This window comes from Streptomyces kunmingensis, from assembly GCF_039533535.1.
GTDB classification, from domain to species: domain Bacteria; phylum Actinomycetota; class Actinomycetes; order Streptomycetales; family Streptomycetaceae; genus Streptomyces; species Streptomyces kunmingensis.
On sequence record NZ_BAAATS010000001.1, the window covers coordinates 37,103 to 57,823 of the forward strand.

Sequence of the window (20,721 nt, forward strand, 5' to 3'; positions counted from 1 at the left end):
GCCGGCGTTCACAGGCTCAGCTCCGGGTGCAGCCGGTCGAGTGTCCACACCTGTTTGCGCCGCGCCGTCAGGGCGGTGAGCGCGAGGGCGCCCGCCGTGAACGCCGTCAGCACCACACACGCCTGCCATACGGGACCGAGTCCGCCGCCGGATATGAGTCGCCGCAGGGCCTCGACCACGTAGCTCATCGGCAGGTACGGGTGGATCGCGTTGAAGAAGCCCGGGCTGGTCTGCACGGGATACGTGCCGCCCGCCGACGTCAGCTGCAACATCAGGAAGGCGAGCACAAGGATGCGGCCCGCCGCGCCGAAGCGTGCGTTCAGCCACTGCACGAGGGCGGCGAAGCACGCCGTGACCAGGCACAGGAAGCCGACCGTCCCGGCCGCGTGCAACATCTGCAGCCCAAGTGCCCAGTGCAGTACGGACATCAGGGCCGCCACTTGGAGAAGCCCGAGGGCGGCGACCGGCAGCCAGCCCGCGAGGGCCACACGCCAGGAGGAGGCCCCCACGGCGAGCGCGCGCCGGTTCAGCGGCTGGATCAGCATGTAGGCGACCATCGCGCCCACCCACAGGGACAGCGGAATGAAGTACGGGGCGAACCCTGTCCCGTAGTTGGGCGCCTGGTGCAGTGACTGGGAGGCCAGCTTGACCGGGTCCGCCATCACCTCGGTGCGCTGGTCGCGGTCCTTCTTGTCGTAGTCGGGGATCTTCTGGACGCCGTCGTGCAGTCCGCCGGCCAGCTTGTCCGAGCCGTCGGCCAGCTTGAACATGCCGCCTTCCAGGTCGTTCGCCCCGGTCTTCAGCTTGCTCACACCGGAGTCGAGCGCGGTGGAGCCGCTCTTCGCCGTTCCCAGTCCTGTATGCAGCTTCTTGGCGCCTGTCGCGACCTGGCCCGCCCCCTTGTTCAGTTTGTTGATCTGGGCGACCGCGTTCTCGACATCCTTGTCGAGCGTAGGGGCGTGCTTCGCGAGCGCCTCCGACTGCTTCTGCAGCGTCTCAAGGTGGCTGTCCATGAGGCCGAGGTTGCCGTGCTCGTCCTGGATGAGCGTGTTCAGGTCGTCGGAGACGGTGGCGACGTCCGCGGCCGCCGTCCTGGCCTTCTTCAGGTCCGGGCAGGCCGGGTCGTCGATCAGTGCCTTCTCACAGCGCCGCTCGTAGACCGCGGCGAGGATGTCGGAGCTCGCGTGGGCGCCCTTGCGGGCGGCGGGCGCGAGCTTCACCAGGTCGTCCAGGTTGCTCCGGACGCCTTTCGCGGAGTCGGCGACGAGCCGGGCCGTATCGCCGATCTGCTTCTTGCTCCCCTTGAGGAAGGGAAGCACCTGTCCGGCGGCCCCGTTGACCTTGTCCGCGAGCGTCTGTGTGCCGTCGGAGACCTGCCGGGAGCCCGTCTCCAGGTCGGCGGCGCCCTGGTCGAGCTTCTTCAGGCCGCTCGCCAGGTCGCCGCTGCCCTTCTTGGCGCCCTTCAGCCCGTCGGCGAGATCCTTCGAGCCCTTCTTCGCCTTGCCGATGCCGCCCTCGAGGTCGTCCGCGCCCTTCGCCGCCTTCTGGGTCGCGTCATGGATGTCCGAGAACGAGATGAAGATCTTGTCGAGGAAGGACCGCGACGCGTTCGTGGACGCCGCGGAGCGCACCTCGGAGAAGACCGTCCGGGAGATCTGCCCCACGATGTAGTTGTTCGCGTCGTTCGTCCGCACCCGAAGGGCACCGGTCTCGGGGCTGTCCCCCGAGCTGGACGCGATCCGCTTGCTGAAGTCCTCGGGCATCGTCAGCGACAGGTAGTACGTGCCGTCCTCCACGCCGCGCTCGGCCTGCGCCGCACTGACCTCGTGCCACTGGAAGGTGTCGCTGTCGTACAGCCCCTCGGTGATGTCATCGCCCGCGGTGATCTTCTTTCCGGCGGCGGCCGCACCCTTGTCGTCGTTGACGAGCGCCACGGGAATCTTGTCGAGCCGCCCGTACGGATCCCAGAAGGACCACAGGTACAGCGCCCCGTAGAGCAGCGGAAGCAGCAGAAGCGCGACGAGCGCGGCGCGCGGCAGTTTTCCCCTGCCGAAGCGCTTGAGCTCAAGCGCGGCGAGCTTCGGCGAGCGCATCGGCCGTCTCCTTCTCGGTGTCGTTCGGCGCGGTGGCGCGCGGGGGAGCGGTCGATACGACGACGTCCGCTTCGTCCGGTGCCTCGCTGCACACGGCGACGACCGTGGTGCCCGCCGCCGCGACGCTCCGCAACTGGTTCCAGACCTCGGCCCGTTCGGCGTCCGCGAGCTTCAGGTCGGTGTCGTCGACGCCGATCAGGAGGGGCCGGCCGATGAGCGCGAGCGCGAGGGAGAGACGCAGCGCCTCGACGCGCTCCAGGTCGCGTACGGCCGTGCGGCTGCCCTTGGGCAGGGTGTCGAGGTCCAGGCCGGCAGCGGTCAGGGCGGTGTCGATCCGCAGTTTCGCCGCGGCCACGCGCTCGGAGCGGGGGCGCAGCAGTCCGCGCAGCGAACCGTCGAAGCGGCGCTGCAACAGCGCCCGTTCCCGCAGGTGTTCCGCCACGGTGAACGCCGGGTCGAGGTCGGTCACGCCCGGTACGTGTGCGAGCGCGCTGATCCGCCGCACGGCCGGCATCTGCTTCGGTAGGCGCAGCCCCCCGACGGTGGCTGTCCCCTCGGCGGAGCGCATACGTCCCGTCAGCGCGAGCAGCAGACAGGTGCGGCCGCTGCCGGACGGACCCGCGACCGCGATGAGCGAGCCGGGTGCCGCGTCCACGTCGACGCCGCGGAACGCCCAGCCGCGCGGCCCCTTCACCCCGAACCCTTCGGCGGCGACGGCGGCCCCGCCCTCCGGACCGTCCATGGTCATGCTCCCCCTCGGCGGCTCCCCGCACGGACATATTTTGTACTGACTAGTCAGTGCAAAAGTTAGCGCGAACTCCCGAGGGAAGGCAAAAGGCCAGGTCAGGGCCGATTGTCAGTGGCGTACCGCACGATGGGCACATACGGCCACCGCGCCGTCACACAGACGACAGGAGGTTCGTCATGGCCAGGTACCCCGCAGCCGCCGCACGCAGCCGCGCCACCACCGGCCCTGCCCCCTCACTGACCGGACCGGCAACCGACGTCCACCCCGTGCTGCGCCGGGCGAGCGCCCCGCCCGCCGCCCTCGACCTGCTCGCCCAGGCCCGCGCCGGACTCGAAGAAGCGACCGTGCTCGAGATGCCGAACGAGCGGTACGCGACAGCCCACCTCGCCGCCCTGCGCACCGCCGCGGCCGTGCTCGCCGCCCGCGGCCGGCCCGAGGCCACCCCCAAGCGCCGCGCCAGAATCCGCAGCGCCTGGGAAGTGCTCCCCGAGATAGCGCCCGAACTGGCCGAATGGGGCGCCCTGTTCGAAGCCGGGGCCACCCGCCGGGCGCGCGCGGAAGCGGGCATACGCGGAGCGGCCAGCGCCCGCGACGCCGACGACCTGCTGCGTGACGTGGCGATGTTCCTGCGCCTGGTCGAGCGGATGCTCGTCCTTCAGCCCGTACTGCCCCAGCCGCGCCAGGAGGACGACACCCGCGTGCCGGAGCGGGAGGTGCCCGACGCGGGGTGACCAGCGCTTGCGGTGTCGTACACGGATGGCGGGGCCGCCCGTCCGCGCCCATTAGGGTGGAGACGCCCGAACCTGTTCACGCCGAGGAGTCAGCTGCCGTGTCGGACCCGATGCGCCCCCCCGTCTCCCACCCTCGAGCGACGTCGCCGCACACCGACCCCTCGCGCTCCCGAGCCTCGCTGCGTACCGCAGTGGTGTGGGAGGTGCTCAAGGACGCCCTCGACCGCCGGGTCAAGGCCGCGGGGAGCCAGACGCTCGACGTCCTGGACACCGGAGGCGGCAGCGGCAACTTCGCGGTGCCGGCCGCCCGCCTCGGTCACCGCGTCACCGTCGTCGACCCCAGCCCGAACGCGTTGTTCGCGCTCGAGCGCCGGGCCGCCGAAGCCGGTGTGGCCGACCGGGTGCGCGGCGTCCAGGGCGACGTCTCGGGCCTGTTCGACGTCGTCGAGCGTGACGCGTACGACGCGGTCCTGTGCCACGGAGTCCTGGAGTACGTCGAGGAGCCCACGGAGGGCGTGCGCAACGCGGTGGGCGCGCTGCGCTCCGGCGGTGTGCTCAGCCTGCTCGCCGCGGGCCTCGGCGGCGCCGTCCTCGCGCGCGCCCTCGCCGGCCACTTCAAGGAGGCGCGGACGGCGCTCGACGATCCGGCGGGCCGCTGGGGCGAGGGCGACCCGGTGCCCCGCCGTTTCACCGCCGAGCAGCTCTCCCGGCTCGTCGGCGACGCGGGCGTGGACGTGGGCGCGGTGCACGGCGTACGGGTCTTCGCCGACCTCGTTCCCGGGGTCCTCGTGGACACCGAGCCCGGCGCCTTCCAGGAGCTTTTGAAGCTCGAGGCGGCCGCCGCCGAACTGCCCGCTTTCCACGCCGTGGCGACGCAACTGCACGTGCTGGGTGTGAAGCAAGTGACGGACGAGACCTGACCACTCCGGTCATCCGGCGCTGATCAGCGGCGCAGCGGCAGATGGAGTACGCCACAGGCCCCCCGATCGGGCGCCTGTCGCCGTATGATCGGGGTAGACCGTCCGGCATGACGGGTCGGCCGCTGGGGAATGACGCTCAGTGAGCCGGAGCGGCGTGGCGCGGTCCGGAATGGTGAAGTTGGCGTAGAGGGGCGGGTTTCACGGGGGCGATTCCCTGCCTATCCTTAAGGGGACCCCCGGTCGCCCCGGCGACTGCACGATGAGGAGGACTCCGTGCCGCTCTCGGAGCACGAGCAGCGAATGCTCGAGCAGATGGAGCGAGCGCTGTACGCCGAAGATCCCAAGTTCGCGACAGCGCTTGAGGGAAGCGGGCTGCGTACATATACCCGACGTCGGGTCTACCAGGCAGTCGCGGGCTTCCTGGTGGGTATCGCGCTCCTCATGGCAGGTATGGTCGCGCAGCAGATCTGGATCAGTGTGGTGGGGTTCCTCGTCATGCTGGGATGTGCGGTGCTCGCCGTCACCGGTTGGCGCAAAGCGCCGAAGCCGGGCGAACAGCCGGCGGGAGCGGTGCCAGGCGCACCCGCTGCCCGACGGCAGAGCAAACCGAAGCGCTCGATGATGGACCGGATCGAGCAGCGCTGGCAGCGCCGTCGCGATGAACAGGGTGGCCGCTGAGCGGCTTCGCCGCGGTAGCCGGGATCACACACGTGCAGAAAGGGTGACCGCCTCGGGCGGTCACCCTTTCTGCGTAAGAGCCCGTACCCGGATGCAAGGTCCGGCCGCCGTGGTGGCGGCCGGAGCCTTCCGGCCGCGAGAACAGGTGCTCAGCTCTCCTGGTTGGAGGCCCGGGAGCGGAAAGCTCGCTCGATCGCCGACGCCCAGCGGGCTCGCACCCGCACGGTGAACGACTCCCAGCGCTGCGACGCCGCCCACACCACCCGGACGGCCGAGCGCGGCGCGAGCGACGCGCGCAGCCGGGCCGGCCCGCTCACCTTGGCATGCAGCGCGGCGTACAGATGCCGCACATCCTCGCCGAGGCCCGAGACCGGCACAGGCCGTGGCGCGTACAGCACCTGCTCCACCGCCGCCGCCACCCGGTTGACGGCCGCGGCGGCCGGCGGCTCGAGCTGACCGATCCGCACGATCCGCGCCGCCGCCTTGCGCGGAGTCTGCGAATCGTCCGGCGCGATGCCGTGATCCCACGCGGTGTCCGTCACCTCGCGCCAGGCCGCCAGCGTGCGCGGGCCGATATCGGTCGCCGCGTGGCCGAACGAGCCGAGGCGCCGCGTCCTGACCCGCCGACGCCACATCATCGGCAGCAACAGCAGCACGATGACCACCAGCACGCCCAGGACGATCAGCAGGAAGCCCAGCGGCAGACCGCCGTCCTCCGAGTCGTCCACGAACGCCGGCGCCGTGTTGCCACAGCTCCCGTCCTTGCGCTGGGCCGCCGAGCAGCTCTCCGCCGACGAGGGCTGCGAGGCCGAGGGAGCCGAGGAGGTGGACTCGCTCGGTGCCGCCGGGTCGCTCGGACCGCCCACCGGGGCGGTGTCCTGCGTGTACTCCGGGACCGTGCCGCGGTTCGGCGTCGGCTCGAAACGGGTCCAGCCCACGCCCTCGAAGTACAGCTCCGGCCAGGCATGCGCGTCGCGCAGCCCCACCGAGTAGTTGCCGTCGCCCGCGGGCGAGCCCGGCGTGAAACCGACCGCGACGCGGGCCGGGATGCCCAGCGTCCTGGCCATCGCCGCCATCGAGAAGGAGAAGTGGACGCAGAAGCCCTCCTTCTGCTTCAGGAACCGGGCGATGGCGGCGGAACCGCTGCCGGCCTGCACCTCCGTGTTGTACGTGAAGCCGCCGTTGACGGCGAAGTAGTCCTGGAGCTTGACCGCACGCTCGTAGTTGTTCGCCGCGCCCGCCGTGACCCGCCGAGCGGTGGTGCGCACCACGTCCGGCAGCGAACCCGGCACCTTCGTGAACTCGCGGGCCAGGTCCGTCGGGGCCGACCCGGCGTCGGCCAGCTGCTCCGCCGTCGGCTCCACGATCAGGCTGTCGACGGTGTACGACTTCCCGCGCGTCGTCTGCCCGTGGTCGCCCACCAGGGTCCGGCCGACCTGCTCGAACCGCCAGCGCCCGTCGATCGACACCTTCGTCGCGGGATACGGCATCGGCAGCCAGTCCTGCGCGTACCAGTCGGCCGCGGAGATCCGGGTGCTGACCGCGGTTCTGCCGATGTCCCCGCCGAGCCCCGGCGGACCGGGCAGCGCGGACGGCACGTCGGTGATGCTGCGCACCGAGGGGCGCCAGGTCGTGCCGTCGAACTCGTCGAGCGCGACGATCCGCAGATACATGTCGGAGGTCTGCTCGGCGTTCGTCCGGTACGACATCACCGTGCGGTCCTCCGGCTGGTTCAGGCTGTTCTGCAGCGAGACCAGCGGGTTGACCGCGGAGATGGTGCCGCCGCCCCCCGAGCCGTTGCCCACGCCGCCGCCGGAGGGGCCGAAGAGGCCGCCGTCGATCGCGAACACGGGGGCGAGGGGCACCAGCGCGGCGATGCTCAGCGCGACGATGCCGATGCGGCGGCCGGTGCGGACCGGGGCGACCGCGCCGCCCTTGCCGTCCTGGCCCGCCGCCGCGCCGGGCACACGCCCGGTGCCGCCGAACACCCGGCCCCACTGCGAGAGCCGGTCCCGGCTCTCGGCGAGCAACAGCAGAAGGTAGCCGCCGGCGGCGAACAGGAACCACAGCCAGTCGATCGCGCTGTCGGAGAGCCCCGCGGCGACCGAGTACAAGGCGAGCAGCGGGAGCCCGGCCGGGGCCGCGCTGCGGAACGTCACCGCGAGCGCGTCCACCATCAGCCCGATCACCAGCGTGCCGCCGACCAGCATCAGCCGGATGCCGTCGGAGAGCGGCGCCGGGATCATGTACCGGCCGACGTCGTCGCCACCGGCCTCCAGCAGCGCCCCGAAGTGCTGGAAGGCCTCCGGGCCCGGCAGGATCGCGCCGAGCGCCTGCTCGTGCGCGAAGACGAGCGTGAGCAGCAGCAGGGAGACCAGCGCCTGGGCCGCGACCGTCAGCGGCCGCGCGAGCGGAACCCTGCGGGCCGCCGCGCCCACCGCGGCCTGGAGCACCAGCAGGATCGCGGCCTGCATGATCCAGGTCGGCTTGTCGACGAGGGGGAGCAGGGCGCACGCGGCCAGGAACGTGGCCAGCGTCGCGCAGATCGACAGACGGGCACCGCCGCTCATGACCAACCCCCTGACGTGCTGGGGGCCGATGTCCCCATGCGCTCCCGATCGGCTTGGCGCCACATGTCCACGACGGAGGCTCCGGGCGGTACGACGACCGCGGTCCAGCCGGCCTCCTGGAGCATGCGCAGCCGCTCGGCGCACTGCTGTGTGACGGGCGCGCCCGGGCCCTGGGCCCAGGCGGCGCTGTCCAGGAGGAAGGCGACCGCGCCTCCGCTTCGCCGGCGCATCTTGGCGGCCACCGCCGCCTGTTCCTCGTCCAGGTCACCGAAGAAGGCGACCAGAAGTCCTTCGTTCCCCCCGCGCAGTACGTCGTACGCCGCGGAGAGTGTGTGCGCGTCGGAGTTCTCGACGACGGCGAGCGTGTCCATCATCAGGCCCGCCGCGTCCGCCGATTCCTGGCTGGCGCCCGCGAATCCGTCCGTGCCCTCGCCCGGTACCGCGTTGCCGCCGTCCGTCAGCAGGCGGACGGAGAAGCCCCGTTCCAGCATGTGCACCAGCGCGGAGGCCGTGCCGGACACCGCCCATTCGAAGGCCGAGTCGGGGCCAGCGCCCTGGTACGCCGGAGCGCGCGTGTCTAGCAGCACCGTGCAGCGGGCGCGCTGCGGCTGCTCCTCGCGGCGCACCATCAACTCGCCGTAGCGCGCCGTCGAGCGCCAGTGGACACGGCGCAGATCGTCGCCGTACCGGTACCCGCGGGGGATGACGTCGTCCTCGCCGGCCAGTGCGAGCGAGCGCTGCCGCCCGTCCCCGTACCCCTTCGCCTCGCCGGCGAGGCGCACCGGCGGCAGGGGCTCCACGCGCGGGATCACCGTCAGGGTGTCGTACGTGGAGAAGGAGCGGGTCAGCTCGCACATGCCGAAGGGGTCGGTGAGCCGTAGTTGCAGCGGCCCCAGCGGATAGCGGCCGCGCAGGTCGGAGCGGACCCGGTAGGACACCTCGCGGCGGCCGCCCGCCTCGACGCGGTCGAGGACGAAGCGGGGCCGCGGCCCGAGCACGTACGGCACCCGGTCCTGGAGCATCAGCAGGCCCGTGGGCAGCCGCGAGATGTTGTCCATCCGCAGGTGGACGCGCGCCTCCGAACCGGCGGGCACGCGCGCGGGGGAGAGACGGCGGCTGCCCGCGACCCGGTAGCGGGTGCGGTACAGGACGCCCGCGCAGAGAAGCGGCAGGACGGCGAGGAGCAGACCGACCCGGAGCAGATCGCTCTGGCCCAGGACGTACGCGCAGATCGCCGCGGCGATCCCGGCCGCCAGGAACGAGCGGCCGCGCGTGGTCAGTCCGGCGAGCGCGGTGCGCAGACCGCTCTTGTCGCCCTTGTCGTCCGTCGCGCCGTCGTCCTCCGTGAAGCCGCCCCCGGCGTCCGCTGTGTCGTACCCCCCCGCCGTCATCACAGGCCCCGGGCGCCGGGCGGCTGCTGGCCGTAGATCGGAGGAGCCGAGGGGTAGCCCTGGGGTGCGCGCGCGTCGGCGGCCGGGACCGGGATGCGCTGGAGGATGTCGAGGACGACCTGCTCGGCCGTGCGCCGGTTCAACTGGGCCTGCGCGGTGGGCAGCAGACGGTGCGCGAGGACCGCGACGGCGAGCGCCTGCACATCGTCCGGCAGCGCGTACTCACGGCCGCTGAGCGCCGCCGAGGCCTTGGCGGCCCGCAACAGGTGCAGGGTCGCGCGCGGGGACGCGCCGAGTCTGAGATCCGGGTGGGTGCGCGTGGCGGCGACCAGGTCGACCGCGTAGCGCCGTACGGCGTCGGCGACGTGGACCGTGCGCACCGCGTCGACCAGCTTCACGATGTCGTGCGCGTGCGCCACCGGCTGGAGATCGTCCAGGGGCGAGGCGCCCCCGTGGATGTCCAGCATCTGCAGTTCGGCCTCCGGGTGGGGATAGCCGATGGAGACGCGGGCCATGAAGCGGTCGCGCTGGGCCTCGGGCAGCGGGTACGTGCCCTCCATCTCGACCGGGTTCTGCGTGGCCACCACCATGAAGGGGCTCGGCAGTTCGTACGTCTTGCCGTCGATGGTGACCTGGCGCTCCTCCATGGACTCCAGGAGCGCGGACTGGGTCTTCGGAGACGCCCGGTTGATCTCGTCGCCGATCACGATCTGCGCGAAGATCGCACCCGGTTTGAACTCGAAATCCCGGCGCTGCTGGTCGAAGATGGACACACCGGTGATGTCCGACGGCAGCAGGTCGGGCGTGAACTGGATACGGCGCACCGAGCAGTCGATGGACCGTGCCAGTGCCTTGGCGAGCATCGTCTTGCCGACGCCCGGCACATCCTCGATGAGCAGATGCCCCTCCGCGAGCAGCACTGTCAGCGAAAGCCGTACGACCTCCGGCTTGCCCTCGATCACACCCTCCACCGACCTGCGGACACGCTCCACAGTGGTGGTCAGATCAGTGAGGCTCGCTCGATCGTCATAGGTCGTCACCCGGCCCTCCTCGGCCCGTACTTTCCCGGGCCGTCGCTCTGCGATGCGGACCGGCCCACCCCGAAACACGGACACCACGCGCGAAAAGTTCCGTCGCTCGCGCGGGGTGCCACATACGCATTCTTGTTGCCGTTACCGGTTCGTGTCACTCGCCTGTGGATAACTGGCCGCGATATGTCGGGGCTTACCACCTTTTGAGGGCATGCCGGGGTCTGGATTCAGCGAGGCTGGATCTCCCGCAGCTCGCCCGTCTTCACATCCAGCACAAAGCCGCGCACGTCGTCGGTGTGCGGCAGGAAGGGGGAGGTGCGCACCTTCTCGATGGACTGGCGCACATCCTGGTCTACGTCCTTGAACCCCTCGACGGCCCAGGTCGGGCGCTGTCCGACCTCCATCTCCAGCTCCTGGCGGAACTCGTCGCCGAGCCCCTCCATGCCGCAGCCGCTGTGGTGGACGAGGACCACGCTGCGGGTGCCGAGCGCGCGCTGGCTGATGGTGAGCGAGCGGATCACGTCGTCGGTGACGACGCCCCCCGCGTTGCGCATGGTGTGGCAGTCACCGAGCTCCAGGCCGAGCGCGGCGTACAGGTCGAGGCGGGCGTCCATGCACGTGACGACGGCGACGTGCGCCGCGGGGCGCGCGCTCAGGCCGGGGTCGCTGAAGGCGGCGGCGTAGCGCGCGTTCGCCTCGACACAACGGTCGGTCACGGTGGCAGCGCCCGTTATGGCGTCGTCGGACGGGCTGGAGGCGGGAGTCGTCATGGTGACGACGGTAGTCGTCGAAGACGCCTGTGGCCTGCTGTGGGAGGGGACAAAGAACGTGATCACGCCTTGTTGTGAGCTAACCCACAGCCGGGAAAGGGGCGCGGCCGAACGGGTGAATCGGCGGCGCACGTGACGTCGGCCGACGCGGTGCGCGACGCGCAGGCCGGTTGATTGACCGAGGGGCACCGTGGACTAAAGTGACGCCGAACCCCATTAACGAAGCAACACGGAGATCCCGGCGCCGCCGGACGCTCCCCGCGTGCGCGGCGCGTACGTACGGCTCGGCCTCCTCCCGCTCCGGTCGGCCGGCGTCACTTCCCCGGCGCCGACGGACCACCATCCCCTTCAGGAGCGGGCGGGGACCCGGCAGTGCGTACGCGACCGCCCGCCGGACCTGAGAGGGCCCCTTGAGTCAGCGACATGTTCCGGTGATGCTCCAGCGCTGCCTGGACCTGTTGGCCCCGGCGCTCGCCGAGCCGGGAGCGGTCGTCGTCGACTGCACGCTCGGCCTCGGCGGACACAGTGAGGCCCTCCTCTCCACGTTCCCCTCGTGCCGCCTCGTCGCCCTCGACCGCGACAAGGAAGCGCTGCGGCTGTCCGGCGAGCGCCTCGCCCGCTTCGGCGACCGGGCCACCCTCGTGCACGCCGTCTACGACGAACTGCCCGAGGTCCTGGACCGGTTGGAGATCCCCCGCGTCCAGGGCGTCCTCTTCGACCTCGGCGTCTCCTCCATGCAGCTCGACGAGGCCGACCGCGGCTTCGCGTACGCGCAGGACGCGCCGCTCGACATGCGCATGGACCAGACGACCGGGCCGAGCGCCGCCGAGGTCCTCAACACGTACCCGCCGGGCGAGCTGGTGCGGATCCTGCGCCAGTACGGCGAGGAGAAGCAGGCCAAGCGGATCGTCTCGGCCGTCGTGCGCGAGCGCGAGAAGGAACCGTTCACCAACAGCGCGCGGCTCGTCGAGCTGATCCGCGACTCCCTGCCGCAGGCCGCCAAGCGCACCGGCGGCAACCCCGCCAAGCGCACCTTCCAGGCCCTGCGCATCGAGGTCAACGGCGAGCTGAGCGTTCTGGAGCGGGCCGTCCCGGCCGCCGTGCGGGCACTCGCGGTCGGCGGCCGGATCGCTGTCCTGTCGTACCACTCGCTCGAGGACCGGCTGGTCAAGCAGGTGTTCGCGGCCGGTGCCGCCACCACGGCGCCGCCCGGCCTGCCCGTCGTCCCCGAGCGATACCAGCCCCGGCTCAAGCTGCTCACCCGCGGTGCCGAACTTCCCACGGAGGAAGAGGTCGCCGAGAACCGCCGGGCCGCCCCGGCACGGCTGCGGGGTGCGCAGCGCATCCGCGAGGAGGTCGCCGAGTGAGGCACGCGCGCGTGGAGAGGTGGCCATGACCGCCAGGAGCGGCTCGAAAGACGGCCCGAAAGACGGCTCCAGGGACGGCTCGAAGGACGCGAGGGGTTCCAAAGGCCCCAAGGGGCCCGGGAGTTCCAGCGGGACCGGAGGGGCCAGAGGAGCCAGGGCGCCCAAAGGCTCCCAGGGGCCGAAGAGGTCCGGCGGCTCCGCGGGCGGGCCACGGGGGAGGGCCGCCCGCTTGGCGCGGCTGTTCCCGGTCGCTCCGTCCGGCGGCGCCCAGGCCGCACGGACCCCGTTCGTCCTCCTCGTGGTCCTGCTGCTCGGCGGTGGCCTCATCACGTTGCTGCTGCTGAACTCCTCCCTCAACGAAGGATCGTTCAAGCTCAGCAGGCTCAAGAAGCAGACCACCGAGCTGACCGACGACGAGCAGCAGCTCCAGCGCGACGTCGACTCCTACTCGGCGCCCGACGCCCTCCAGCGCCGCGCCCGCGAACTCGGCATGGTCCAGGGCGGCGACCCCGTCTTCCTCACCCCGAACGGGACCGTCCGCGGGGTGCCGAGCCCGGCCGCGCTGACCGCACCGGCGTACCAGGCGCCCCCGCCGCCCGAGATGATCCACGCGGCCCCGAGCGCCTCGGAGTCGGCGGCCACGACGCCCACCACGACGCCTCCCACGCCGGCGACGCCCGGCGCGACGCCCTCCGCCGGTCCGTCCACCGGCCCCTCGGCCGGTGCTCCGGCCGGTCCTTCGGCCCATCCGTCCGCGCAGCCGGATCCGAACACCTCGGCGACGCCCACGGCCCCCGCCCCTTCGAACCCCGGCAGGTGACGCCATGACCGACAGGGAGCCCCCGCGCCGCCGCGTGCCAGGACCCGCGCGCGGCGGCAGAACGTCCCGTCCCGCCCCGCAGCGGCGCTCGGGTCAGGGCGCGCGCCCTGCCGCACGGCGCCCGCGCCCCGCGTCCTCGAAGTCGCCCACTCCACTGCGCCTGGGCAGCCCCCGGCCCCGCCTGCGGATGGTGAGCCTGGGCCTCACGCTCGTCCTCATGGTCTTCGTCGTCCGTCTCCTCCAGGTGCAGGGTGTCGACGCCAGCGCGTACGCCGCCAAGGCCGAGCTGAATCGGTACGTCAGCCACACCATCGCCGCCGAGCGCGGCGGCATCACGGACCGCAGCGGCGTCTCGCTGGCGACGAGCGTGGACGCGTACGACATCACCGCGGACCCGACGCTGTTCACACAGAAGGCCACCAAGGTCAAGGACGCGCCCGAGCAGGCGGCGGCGCTCCTGTCGCCGATCGTCAGGATGGACGCGGACAAGCTGGCCGAGAAGCTGCGGACCAAGAACACCCGGTACGTGCGGCTCGCCGCGCGGCAGACACCGCAGGTCTGGAAGCAGATCAAGGACCTCAGGTCGACGCTGAACGAGAAGGCGAACGCCGAGGGCCGCGAGGCGAGCGTGCTGTCCGGTGTGCTCGCCGACCCCAGCAGCAAGCGCGTGTATCCGAACGGGGACCTCGCCGCCGGGATACTGGGCTGGGTCAACGCCGACGGCAAGGGCGGCGGCGGGGTCGAGCAGCAGCTCGACGCGGAGCTCGCGGGCAAGAACGGCAAGATCCGCTACGCCCAGTCCGGCGGACAGCAGGTGCCGACGGCCGGCAGCACCGAGCAGCCCGCGGTGGCCGGCTCCGACGTCGAGCTGACCATCGACCGCGACATCCAGTGGGCCGCGCAGGACGCGATCGCCGAGCAGGTGAAGAAGTCCGGGGCCGACCGCGGCTACGTGATAGTGCAGGACACCCGGACCGGTGAGGTCCTGGCCATGGCGAACGCGCCCGGCTTCGACCCGAACGACCTGTCGCAGGCCAACGCCACCGCGCTCGGCAACGCCGCGCTCCAGGACGCGTACGAGCCCGGTTCCACCGCCAAGGTCATGTCGATGGCGGCGATCCTGGAGGAGAACGCGGCCACCCCGCTGACGCACGTCACCGTGCCCAACCGGCTGCACCGCGGCGACCGGCTCTTCCAGGACGACATCGACCACCCGACGTGGAACCTGACGCTCAACGGCGTGCTCGCCAAGTCCAGCAACATCGGCACGATCCTGGCCACCGGCGAGCTCGGCTCCACGCAGCCGAAGGCCAACCAGACCCTCTACTCCTACCTGCGCAAGTTCGGCATCGGCCGGCAGAGCGGCCTCGGCTTCCCCGGTGAGACCGCGGGCATCCTCGCTCCGGCGGACAAGTGGTCGACGTCGCAGCAGTACACGATCCCGTTCGGGCAGGGCTTCTCCATCAACGCGATGCAGGCGGCCTCCGTGTACTCGACCATCGCCAACGACGGCGTGCGCATCGAACCGACGTTCGTGCGCGGCGAGAAGGGCCCCGACGGCCGGTTCACCCCCGCCCCCCGGCCCAAGGAGACCCGGGTCGTCAGCGCGAAGACGGCGAAGACGGTCGCGAAGATGCTGGAATCCGTGGTCGACGACGAGGAAGGCACGGGGACGAAGGCCCGGATCCCCGGCTACCGCGTCGCGGGCAAGACGGGCACGGCCAACCGTGTCGACCCGGCTACCGGCCGCTACAAGGGGTACACGTCGTCCTTCGCCGGGTTCGCGCCCGCCGACAAGCCGCGCGTCACCGTCTACTGCGCCATCCAGAACGCTACGAAGGGGAGCTACTTCGGCGGCCAGATCTGCGGCCCCATCTACAAGCAGGTCATGGAGTTCGCTCTGAAGACCCTCCAAGTGCCGCCCACCGGCACCAAGTCCGCACGGCTGCCCGTCACGTTCCAGCCATGACGGCCAGGACATGCCGTGACCATGATCACCTCACAGTGAAGACACCCTGAAGAGCTCGTGACAACCATCACCCCGGACTCCGGGAACCACCGACCCCGACGCCCCTCGCTTCGCTCAGCGGGGGGTGCGCCCGGTACGCTCACCGCCGTGCCACACGCTGATCAGTCCCAAACCACCCAGAAGGGCGCACCCGTGACATATCCCGGGCCGCCGCGGCCGGTCGAGGTATCCGCCACCCCCCTCGCGGAACTGGCAGATCAGCTGGGTGTCCCCGTGCCCCAGACGACCGACGCGTCCACCCTCCCCGGCATCTCCGGGATCACCCACGACTCCCGTGCGGTGCGCCCCGGCGACCTGTACGCGGCCCTGCCCGGCGCCCGCGCGCACGGCGCCGACTACGCCGCCCAGGCCGCCACCCTCGGCGCGGTCGCCGCCCTCACCGACCCGGCCGGCGCCGAGCGCGTCGTCGAGGCCGGGCTACTGCCGCTCGTCGTGGACAACCCGCGCGCGCGGATGGGCGAGCTGGCCGCCACGATCTACGGCCACCCGGGCAAGGACCTGCTCCAGCTCGGCATCACCGGCACCTCCGGCAAGACCACCACCGCGTACCTCGTCGAGGGCGGTCTGAAGTCGGTCCGCTCGACCGGACTCATCGGCACCGTCGAGATGCGCATCGGGGACGAGCGCATCAAGTCCGAGCGCACCACCCCCGAAGCCACCGATCTCCAGGCCCTGTTCGCGGTCATGCGCGAGCGCGGCGTCGATGCCGTCGCCATGGAGGTCTCCAGCCACGCCCTCGTGCTCGGCCGGGTCGACGGCTGCGTCTTCGACGTCGCCGTCTTCACCAACCTCAGCCCGGAGCACATGGAGTTCCACTCCGACATGGAGGACTACTTCCGGGCGAAGGCGCAGCTGTTCACACGCGCACGCAGCAAACAGGGCGTCGTGAACTTCGATGACGAGTACGGCCGCCGGCTCATCCGCGAGTCCGAGGTCCCCGTCGTCACCTTCTCGGCGGAGGGCCACCCCGACGCCGACTGGCGCGCCGAGGACGTCGAAGTGGGGCCGCTCGGCTCCACGTTGACCGTCGTGGGCCCCAAGGGCGAGCGGATCACCGCCAAGGCACCGCTGCCGGGCGCCTTCAACGTCGCCAACACCCTCACCGCGATCGTCACCCTCGCCGTCGCCGGGATCGACCCGCAGACCGCGGCCGACGGCGTCGCCGCGGTACCCGGCGTACCGGGCCGCCTGGAGCGCGTGGACGCCGGCCAGGAGTACCTCGCCGTCGTCGACTACGCGCACAAGACCGACGCCGTCGAGTCCGTCCTGAAGGCGCTGCGCAAGGTCACCGAGAACAAGCTGCACATCGTGCTCGGCTGCGGCGGCGACCGGGACAGGACCAAGCGGATGCCGATGGGCGCGGCCGCCGCCCGGTTCGCCGACACGGCCATCCTCACCTCCGACAACCCGCGCGGCGAGGACCCCCTCGCGATCCTCGCCACGATGCTGGCGGGCGCCGCCGACGTTCCCGCGCACGAGCGCGGCGACGTCGCCGTCTTCGAGGACCGGGCCGCCGCCATCGCCGCGGCCGTCGCCCGGGCCGAGCCCGGCGACACGGTGCTCGTCGCGGGCAAGGGCCACGAGCAGGGCCAGGACATCGCCGGGGTGGTGCGTCCCTTCGACGACCGCCTGGTGCTTCGCGAAGCCATCGAGCAAACCCAGGGATGAAGTTGTGATCGCCCTCTCCCTCGCCGAGATCGCCTCAGTTGTCGGCGGGCAGACGTACGACATACCGGATCCGCAGGTCCGGGTCACCGGGCCGGTCGTCATCGACTCGCGCAAGGTCGAGACCGGCAGCCTGTTCGCCGCGTTCGCGGGCGAGCGCGTGGACGGCCACGACTACGCGCGCGATGTCGTGGAAAAGGGTGCGGTCGCCGTTCTGGCGTCCCGCCCCGTCGGCGTGCCCGCCGTGGTCGTCGACGACGTCCAGACGGCGCTCGGTGCGCTTGCCCGGCACGTCGTCGAGCGGCTCGGCGCCACCCTCGTCGCGCTGACCGGCTCGGCCGGCAAGACCAGCACCAAGGACCTGATCGCCCAGGTGCTGCGCAGCAAGGCACCCACGGTCTTCACGCCCGGCTCGTTCAACAACGAGATCGGCCTGCCGCTGACCGCCCTCTCCGCCACCGACGAGACGCGGTTCCTCGTCCTGGAGATGGGCGCCCGCGGAAAGGGCCACATTCAGTACCTGACGGGCCTCACACCCCCGCGGGTCGGCGTCGTCCTCAACGTCGGCACCGCGCACATCGGCGAGTTCGGCGGCCGGCAGCAGATCGCGGAAGCGAAGGGCGAGCTGGTCGAGTCGCTGCCCGCAGACGGCACCGCGATCCTCAACGCGGACGATCCGCTCGTACGGGCCATGGAGTCCCGTACGAAAGCGAAGGTGCTGTTCTTCGGAGAGGCCGCGGAAGCCGACGTACGTGCCGAGAATGTCCGGCTCACGGAGAACGGGCAGCCCTCGTTCAGCCTTCACACACCCTCCGGGTGCAGCGAAGTGACCTTGCGCCTGTACGGTGAGCACCACGTGTCGAACGCGCTCGCCGCGGCCGCCGTCGCCCATGACCTTGGCATGTCCGTGGAGGAGATCGCGCTCGCGCTCTCCGAGGCGGACTCCCTGTCCCGCTGGCGGATGGAGGTCACCGAGCGTTCGGACGGCGTCACGATCGTCAACGACGCCTACAACGCGAACCCCGAGTCCATGCGAGCGGCCCTGCGCGCGCTGGTGGCCATGGGCCGGGGGCGGCGTACGTGGGCGGTGCTCGGGCACATGGCCGAGCTCGGCGACGACGCGCTGGCCGAGCACGACGCGGTCGGACGGCTCGCTGTCCGGCTCAACGTCAGCAAGCTCGTGGCAGTCGGGGGCAGGGAAGCGTCCTGGTTGCAACTGGGCGCCTATAACGAGGGTTCGTGGGGTGAGGAGTCGGTGCACGTGTCCGACGCACAGGCGGCTGTCGACCTGTTGCGCAGCGAGCTGCGCCCGGGTGACGTCGTGCTCGTGAAGGCCTCCAGGTCGGTGGGCCTGGAGAGCGTGGCACAGGCGCTGCTCGAGGGCGAGGTCGATGCCCGATGATGAAGCAGATCCTCTTCGCGGGCGTGATCGGGCTCTTTCTGACCCTGATCGGGACGCCTCTGCTCATCAAGCTCCTTGCGCGCAAGGGCTATGGGCAGTACATCCGTGACGACGGCCCGCGTGAGCACCACGCCAAGCGCGGTACGCCGACCATGGGTGGTATCGCCTTCATCCTGGCGACCCTCATCGCGTACTTCCTGTCCAAGCTGATCACCGGCGCGACCCCGACCCTGTCGGGTCTGCTCGTGCTCGGTCTGATGGCGGGCATGGGACTGGTCGGCTTCCTCGACGACTACATCAAGATCGTCAAGCGGCGTTCGCTCGGTCTGCGGGCCAAGGCGAAGATGGCCGGTCAGCTCACCGTCGGTATCGCCTTCGCGGTGCTGTCCCTGCAGTTCGCGGACGCCCGTGGGCAGACCCCTGCCTCGACGCGGCTCTCCTTCGTGGAGGACTTCGGCTGGACCATCGGCCCGGTGCTCTTCGTCGTCTGGGCGCTGTTCATGATCCTCGCGATGTCGAACGGCGTGAACCTGACGGACGGCCTCGACGGCCTCGCCACCGGCGCCTCCGTGATGGTCTTCGGCGCCTATACGTTCATCGGCGTCTGGCAGTTCCAGGAGTCCTGCGCCAACGCGCAGACCCTCACCAACCCAGCGGCGTGTTTCGAAGTCAGAGACCCATTGGACCTGGCCGTCGTCGCATCAGCATTGATGGGCGCCTGCTTCGGCTTCCTGTGGTGGAACACCTCGCCCGCCAAGATCTTCATGGGTGACACGGGCTCGCTGGCCCTCGGTGGCGCCCTCGCCGGTCTCGCGATCTGCTCGCGCACCGAGATGCTCCTCGCGCTGCTCGGCGGCCTGTTCGTGATGATCACGATGTCCGTCGTCATCCAGGTCGGCTCCTTCAAGCTGACCGGCAAGCGCGTCTTCCGTATGGCGCCACTCCAGCACCACTTCGAACTGAAGGGGTGGTCCGAAGTCCTTGTCGTGGTCCGCTTCTGGATCATCCAGGGCATGTGCGTGATCGTCGGACTCGGCCTCTTCTACGCAGGATGGGCAGCCAAGAAGTGACATCTGGTCAGGGTTCCTGGCAGGGGATGAACATCACCGTCGCCGGTCTCGGCGTGAGCGGCCTCAGCGCCGCCCGCGCCCTGGTCGGCCTCGGCGCGTCGGTCACCGTCGTGGACGGCGGGGAGGGCCCCGCCCACCACGAAAAGGCCGCCCTTCTTAAAGAAGAGGGCATCTCCGTACGACTGGGGGATGCCGCCACCCTGCCCGAGGGCACCGACCTTGTCGTCACCTCCCCGGGCTGGAAGCCCTCCTCGCCGCTGTTCGCGGCAGCCGCCGAAGCGGGCGTCGAGGTCGTCGGGGACGTCGAGATCGCCTGGCGGCTGCGCGGCCCCGACGCGGCGCCCTGGCTCGCCATCACCGGCACGAACGGCAAGACGACCACGACGCAGATGCTCGCCTCGATCCTGACCGCGGCAGGCCTGCGCACGGCCGCCGTCGGCAACATCGGCACCCCGATCGTCGACGTCGTCCTCGAAGGAGACGACGCGTACGACGTGTTCGCCGTCGAGCTGTCCTCGTACCAGCTGCACTGGGCGCCCTCGCTGCGCGCCCACTCCGGCGCCGTCCTCAACCTCGCGCCCGACCACCTTGACTGGCACGGCTCCATGGAGGCGTACGCCGCCGACAAGGGCCGTATCTACGAGGGCAATCAGGTCGCCTGCGTCTACAACACCGCGGACAAGGCCACCGAGCGCCTCGTCCGCGGCGCCGACGTCGAAGAGGGCTGCCGGGCCATCGGCTTCACCCTCGGCACCCCGGGCCCCTCCGAACTCGGCGTCGTCGAGGGCATCCTGGTCGACCGGGCCTTCGTCGAGGACCGCCAGAAGAACGCCCAGGAACTGGCCGAGGTCTCCGACGTGACCCCCGCCGCCCCGCACAACGTCGCCAACGCCCTCGCGGCGGCGGCCCTCGCCCGCGCCTTCGGCGTCGAACCGGCCGCGGTACGCGACGGACTGCGCAACTTCACCCCCGACGCCCACCGCATCGCCCACGTCGCCGACGTCGCCGAGGTGGCCTACGTCGACGACTCCAAGGCGACCAACACCCATGCCGCGCAAGCCTCGTTGGCCGCCTACGAGTCGATCGTGTGGATCGCCGGCGGGCTCGCCAAGGGCGCGACCTTCGACGAGCTGGTCAAGGGCGCGGCACAGCGGCTGCGCGGCGTCGTCCTGATCGGCGCGGACCGCGCCCTGATCCGCGAAGCCCTGGAGCGACACGCCCCCGAAGTACCCGTCGTCGACCTCGACCGGACCGACACTGGGGCGATGTCCGCGGCGGTCCAGGAGGCGGCACGGCTCGCCCGTCCGGGGGACACCGTGCTGATGGCCCCGGCCTGCGCGTCGATGGACATGTTCACCAACTACAACAAGCGCGGCGAGGCGTTCGCGACTGCGGTCCGCGAACTCGGCGCCGCCGGCGTCTGACGGTACCTTCGG

At 71.2% G+C, this 20,721-nt stretch carries 16 protein-coding genes; 10 read left to right on the top strand and 6 right to left on the bottom strand.

Translation table 11 applies throughout. The annotated features are described in order from the left end of the window. Window positions 1–8: 8 nt before the first annotated feature. Together ABD366_RS00180 and ABD366_RS00185 are read right to left on the bottom strand one after the other, a co-directional pair. Window positions 9–2,093 (bottom strand): YhgE/Pip domain-containing protein, encoded by a 2,085-nt coding sequence (locus tag ABD366_RS00180; RefSeq protein WP_324768371.1) that lies wholly within the window; start codon window positions 2,091–2,093, stop codon window positions 9–11. Further along, window positions 2,065–2,835 carry an ATP-binding cassette domain-containing protein gene (locus ABD366_RS00185; RefSeq protein WP_324768369.1) on the bottom strand — a complete coding sequence of 257 codons (771 nt, stop codon included), beginning with the start codon at window positions 2,833–2,835 and terminating at the stop codon, window positions 2,065–2,067. Before ABD366_RS00185 ends, ABD366_RS00180 begins: the two co-directional genes overlap by 29 nt. A 182-nt stretch (window positions 2,836–3,017) precedes the next feature. Here ABD366_RS00185 and ABD366_RS00190 point away from each other — a divergent pair, with 182 nt between their 5' ends. The 3 genes from ABD366_RS00190 to ABD366_RS00200 all read left to right on the top strand — a co-directional run bounded on the left by ABD366_RS00190 (window position 3,018) and on the right by ABD366_RS00200 (window position 5,170). After that, entirely contained in the window at window positions 3,018–3,572 is a 555-nt protein-coding gene (locus ABD366_RS00190) for an SAV_6107 family HEPN domain-containing protein (protein WP_324768367.1), read from the top strand. Window positions 3,573–3,670: 98 nt separating this feature from the next. Continuing rightward, window positions 3,671–4,492: a methyltransferase gene (locus ABD366_RS00195; protein WP_324768366.1), complete on the top strand. Its 822-nt coding sequence runs from the start codon at window positions 3,671–3,673 to the stop codon at window positions 4,490–4,492. Between the two features lie 273 nt (window positions 4,493–4,765). Further along, window positions 4,766–5,170 (top strand): DUF3040 domain-containing protein, encoded by a 405-nt coding sequence (locus tag ABD366_RS00200; RefSeq protein ID WP_324768364.1) that lies wholly within the window; start codon window positions 4,766–4,768, stop codon window positions 5,168–5,170. A 149-nt stretch (window positions 5,171–5,319) separates the two neighbouring features. On the opposite strand, the gene ABD366_RS00205 is transcribed toward ABD366_RS00200, so the two are convergent. The 4 genes from ABD366_RS00205 to ABD366_RS00220 all read right to left on the bottom strand — a co-directional run bounded on the left by ABD366_RS00205 (window position 5,320) and on the right by ABD366_RS00220 (window position 10,932). After that, the gene (locus ABD366_RS00205) at window positions 5,320–7,740 is read right to left on the bottom strand and encodes a transglutaminase TgpA family protein (RefSeq protein WP_324768363.1); all 2,421 of its coding nucleotides are present in this window, start codon (window positions 7,738–7,740) and stop codon (window positions 5,320–5,322) included. Beyond that, the gene (locus ABD366_RS00210; RefSeq protein WP_324768361.1) at window positions 7,737–9,131 is read right to left on the bottom strand and encodes a DUF58 domain-containing protein; all 1,395 of its coding nucleotides are present in this window, start codon (window positions 9,129–9,131) and stop codon (window positions 7,737–7,739) included. Before ABD366_RS00210 ends, ABD366_RS00205 begins: the two co-directional genes overlap by 4 nt. Next, a complete protein-coding gene (locus tag ABD366_RS00215) occupies window positions 9,131–10,171 on the bottom strand; it encodes an AAA family ATPase (RefSeq protein ID WP_324768359.1) in 1,041 nt (346 codons plus the stop codon). Before ABD366_RS00215 ends, ABD366_RS00210 begins: the two co-directional genes overlap by 1 nt. 218 nt (window positions 10,172–10,389) lie before the next feature. After that, window positions 10,390–10,932 carry a beta-class carbonic anhydrase gene (locus ABD366_RS00220; protein ID WP_324768358.1) on the bottom strand — a complete coding sequence of 181 codons (543 nt, stop codon included), beginning with the start codon at window positions 10,930–10,932 and terminating at the stop codon, window positions 10,390–10,392. 410 nt (window positions 10,933–11,342) lie between these two features. Between ABD366_RS00220 and rsmH the strand changes: the two genes are divergently transcribed. The 7 genes from rsmH (at window position 11,343) to murD (ending at window position 20,709) form a co-directional block, all read left to right on the top strand. Then, window positions 11,343–12,299 (top strand): 16S rRNA (cytosine(1402)-N(4))-methyltransferase RsmH, encoded by a 957-nt coding sequence (gene rsmH, locus ABD366_RS00225; RefSeq protein WP_324768357.1) that lies wholly within the window; start codon window positions 11,343–11,345, stop codon window positions 12,297–12,299. A 229-nt stretch (window positions 12,300–12,528) separates the two neighbouring features. Further along, the gene (gene ftsL, locus ABD366_RS00230; protein ID WP_324768356.1) at window positions 12,529–13,119 is read left to right on the top strand and encodes a cell division protein FtsL; all 591 of its coding nucleotides are present in this window, start codon (window positions 12,529–12,531) and stop codon (window positions 13,117–13,119) included. A gap of 4 nt (window positions 13,120–13,123) precedes the next feature. After that, window positions 13,124–15,088 (top strand): peptidoglycan D,D-transpeptidase FtsI family protein, encoded by a 1,965-nt coding sequence (locus tag ABD366_RS00235; protein ID WP_324768354.1) that lies wholly within the window; start codon window positions 13,124–13,126, stop codon window positions 15,086–15,088. Window positions 15,089–15,145: 57 nt separating this feature from the next. Continuing rightward, entirely contained in the window at window positions 15,146–16,816 is a 1,671-nt protein-coding gene (locus ABD366_RS00240; protein WP_324768352.1) for a UDP-N-acetylmuramoyl-L-alanyl-D-glutamate--2,6-diaminopimelate ligase, read from the top strand. A 4-nt stretch (window positions 16,817–16,820) separates the two neighbouring features. After that, window positions 16,821–18,215, top strand: a complete 1,395-nt coding sequence (locus ABD366_RS00245; protein ID WP_324768350.1) for a UDP-N-acetylmuramoyl-tripeptide--D-alanyl-D-alanine ligase — start codon at window positions 16,821–16,823, stop codon at window positions 18,213–18,215. Then, complete coding sequence (mraY, locus tag ABD366_RS00250) at window positions 18,212–19,285, top strand: phospho-N-acetylmuramoyl-pentapeptide-transferase (RefSeq protein WP_324768348.1); 1,074 nt, start codon at window positions 18,212–18,214, stop codon at window positions 19,283–19,285. Before ABD366_RS00245 ends, mraY begins: the two co-directional genes overlap by 4 nt. Next, window positions 19,267–20,709, top strand: coding sequence for a UDP-N-acetylmuramoyl-L-alanine--D-glutamate ligase (gene murD, locus ABD366_RS00255; RefSeq protein ID WP_324768347.1), 1,443 nt, complete (start codon window positions 19,267–19,269; stop codon window positions 20,707–20,709). Before mraY ends, murD begins: the two co-directional genes overlap by 19 nt. Window positions 20,710–20,721 lie beyond the last annotated feature (12 nt).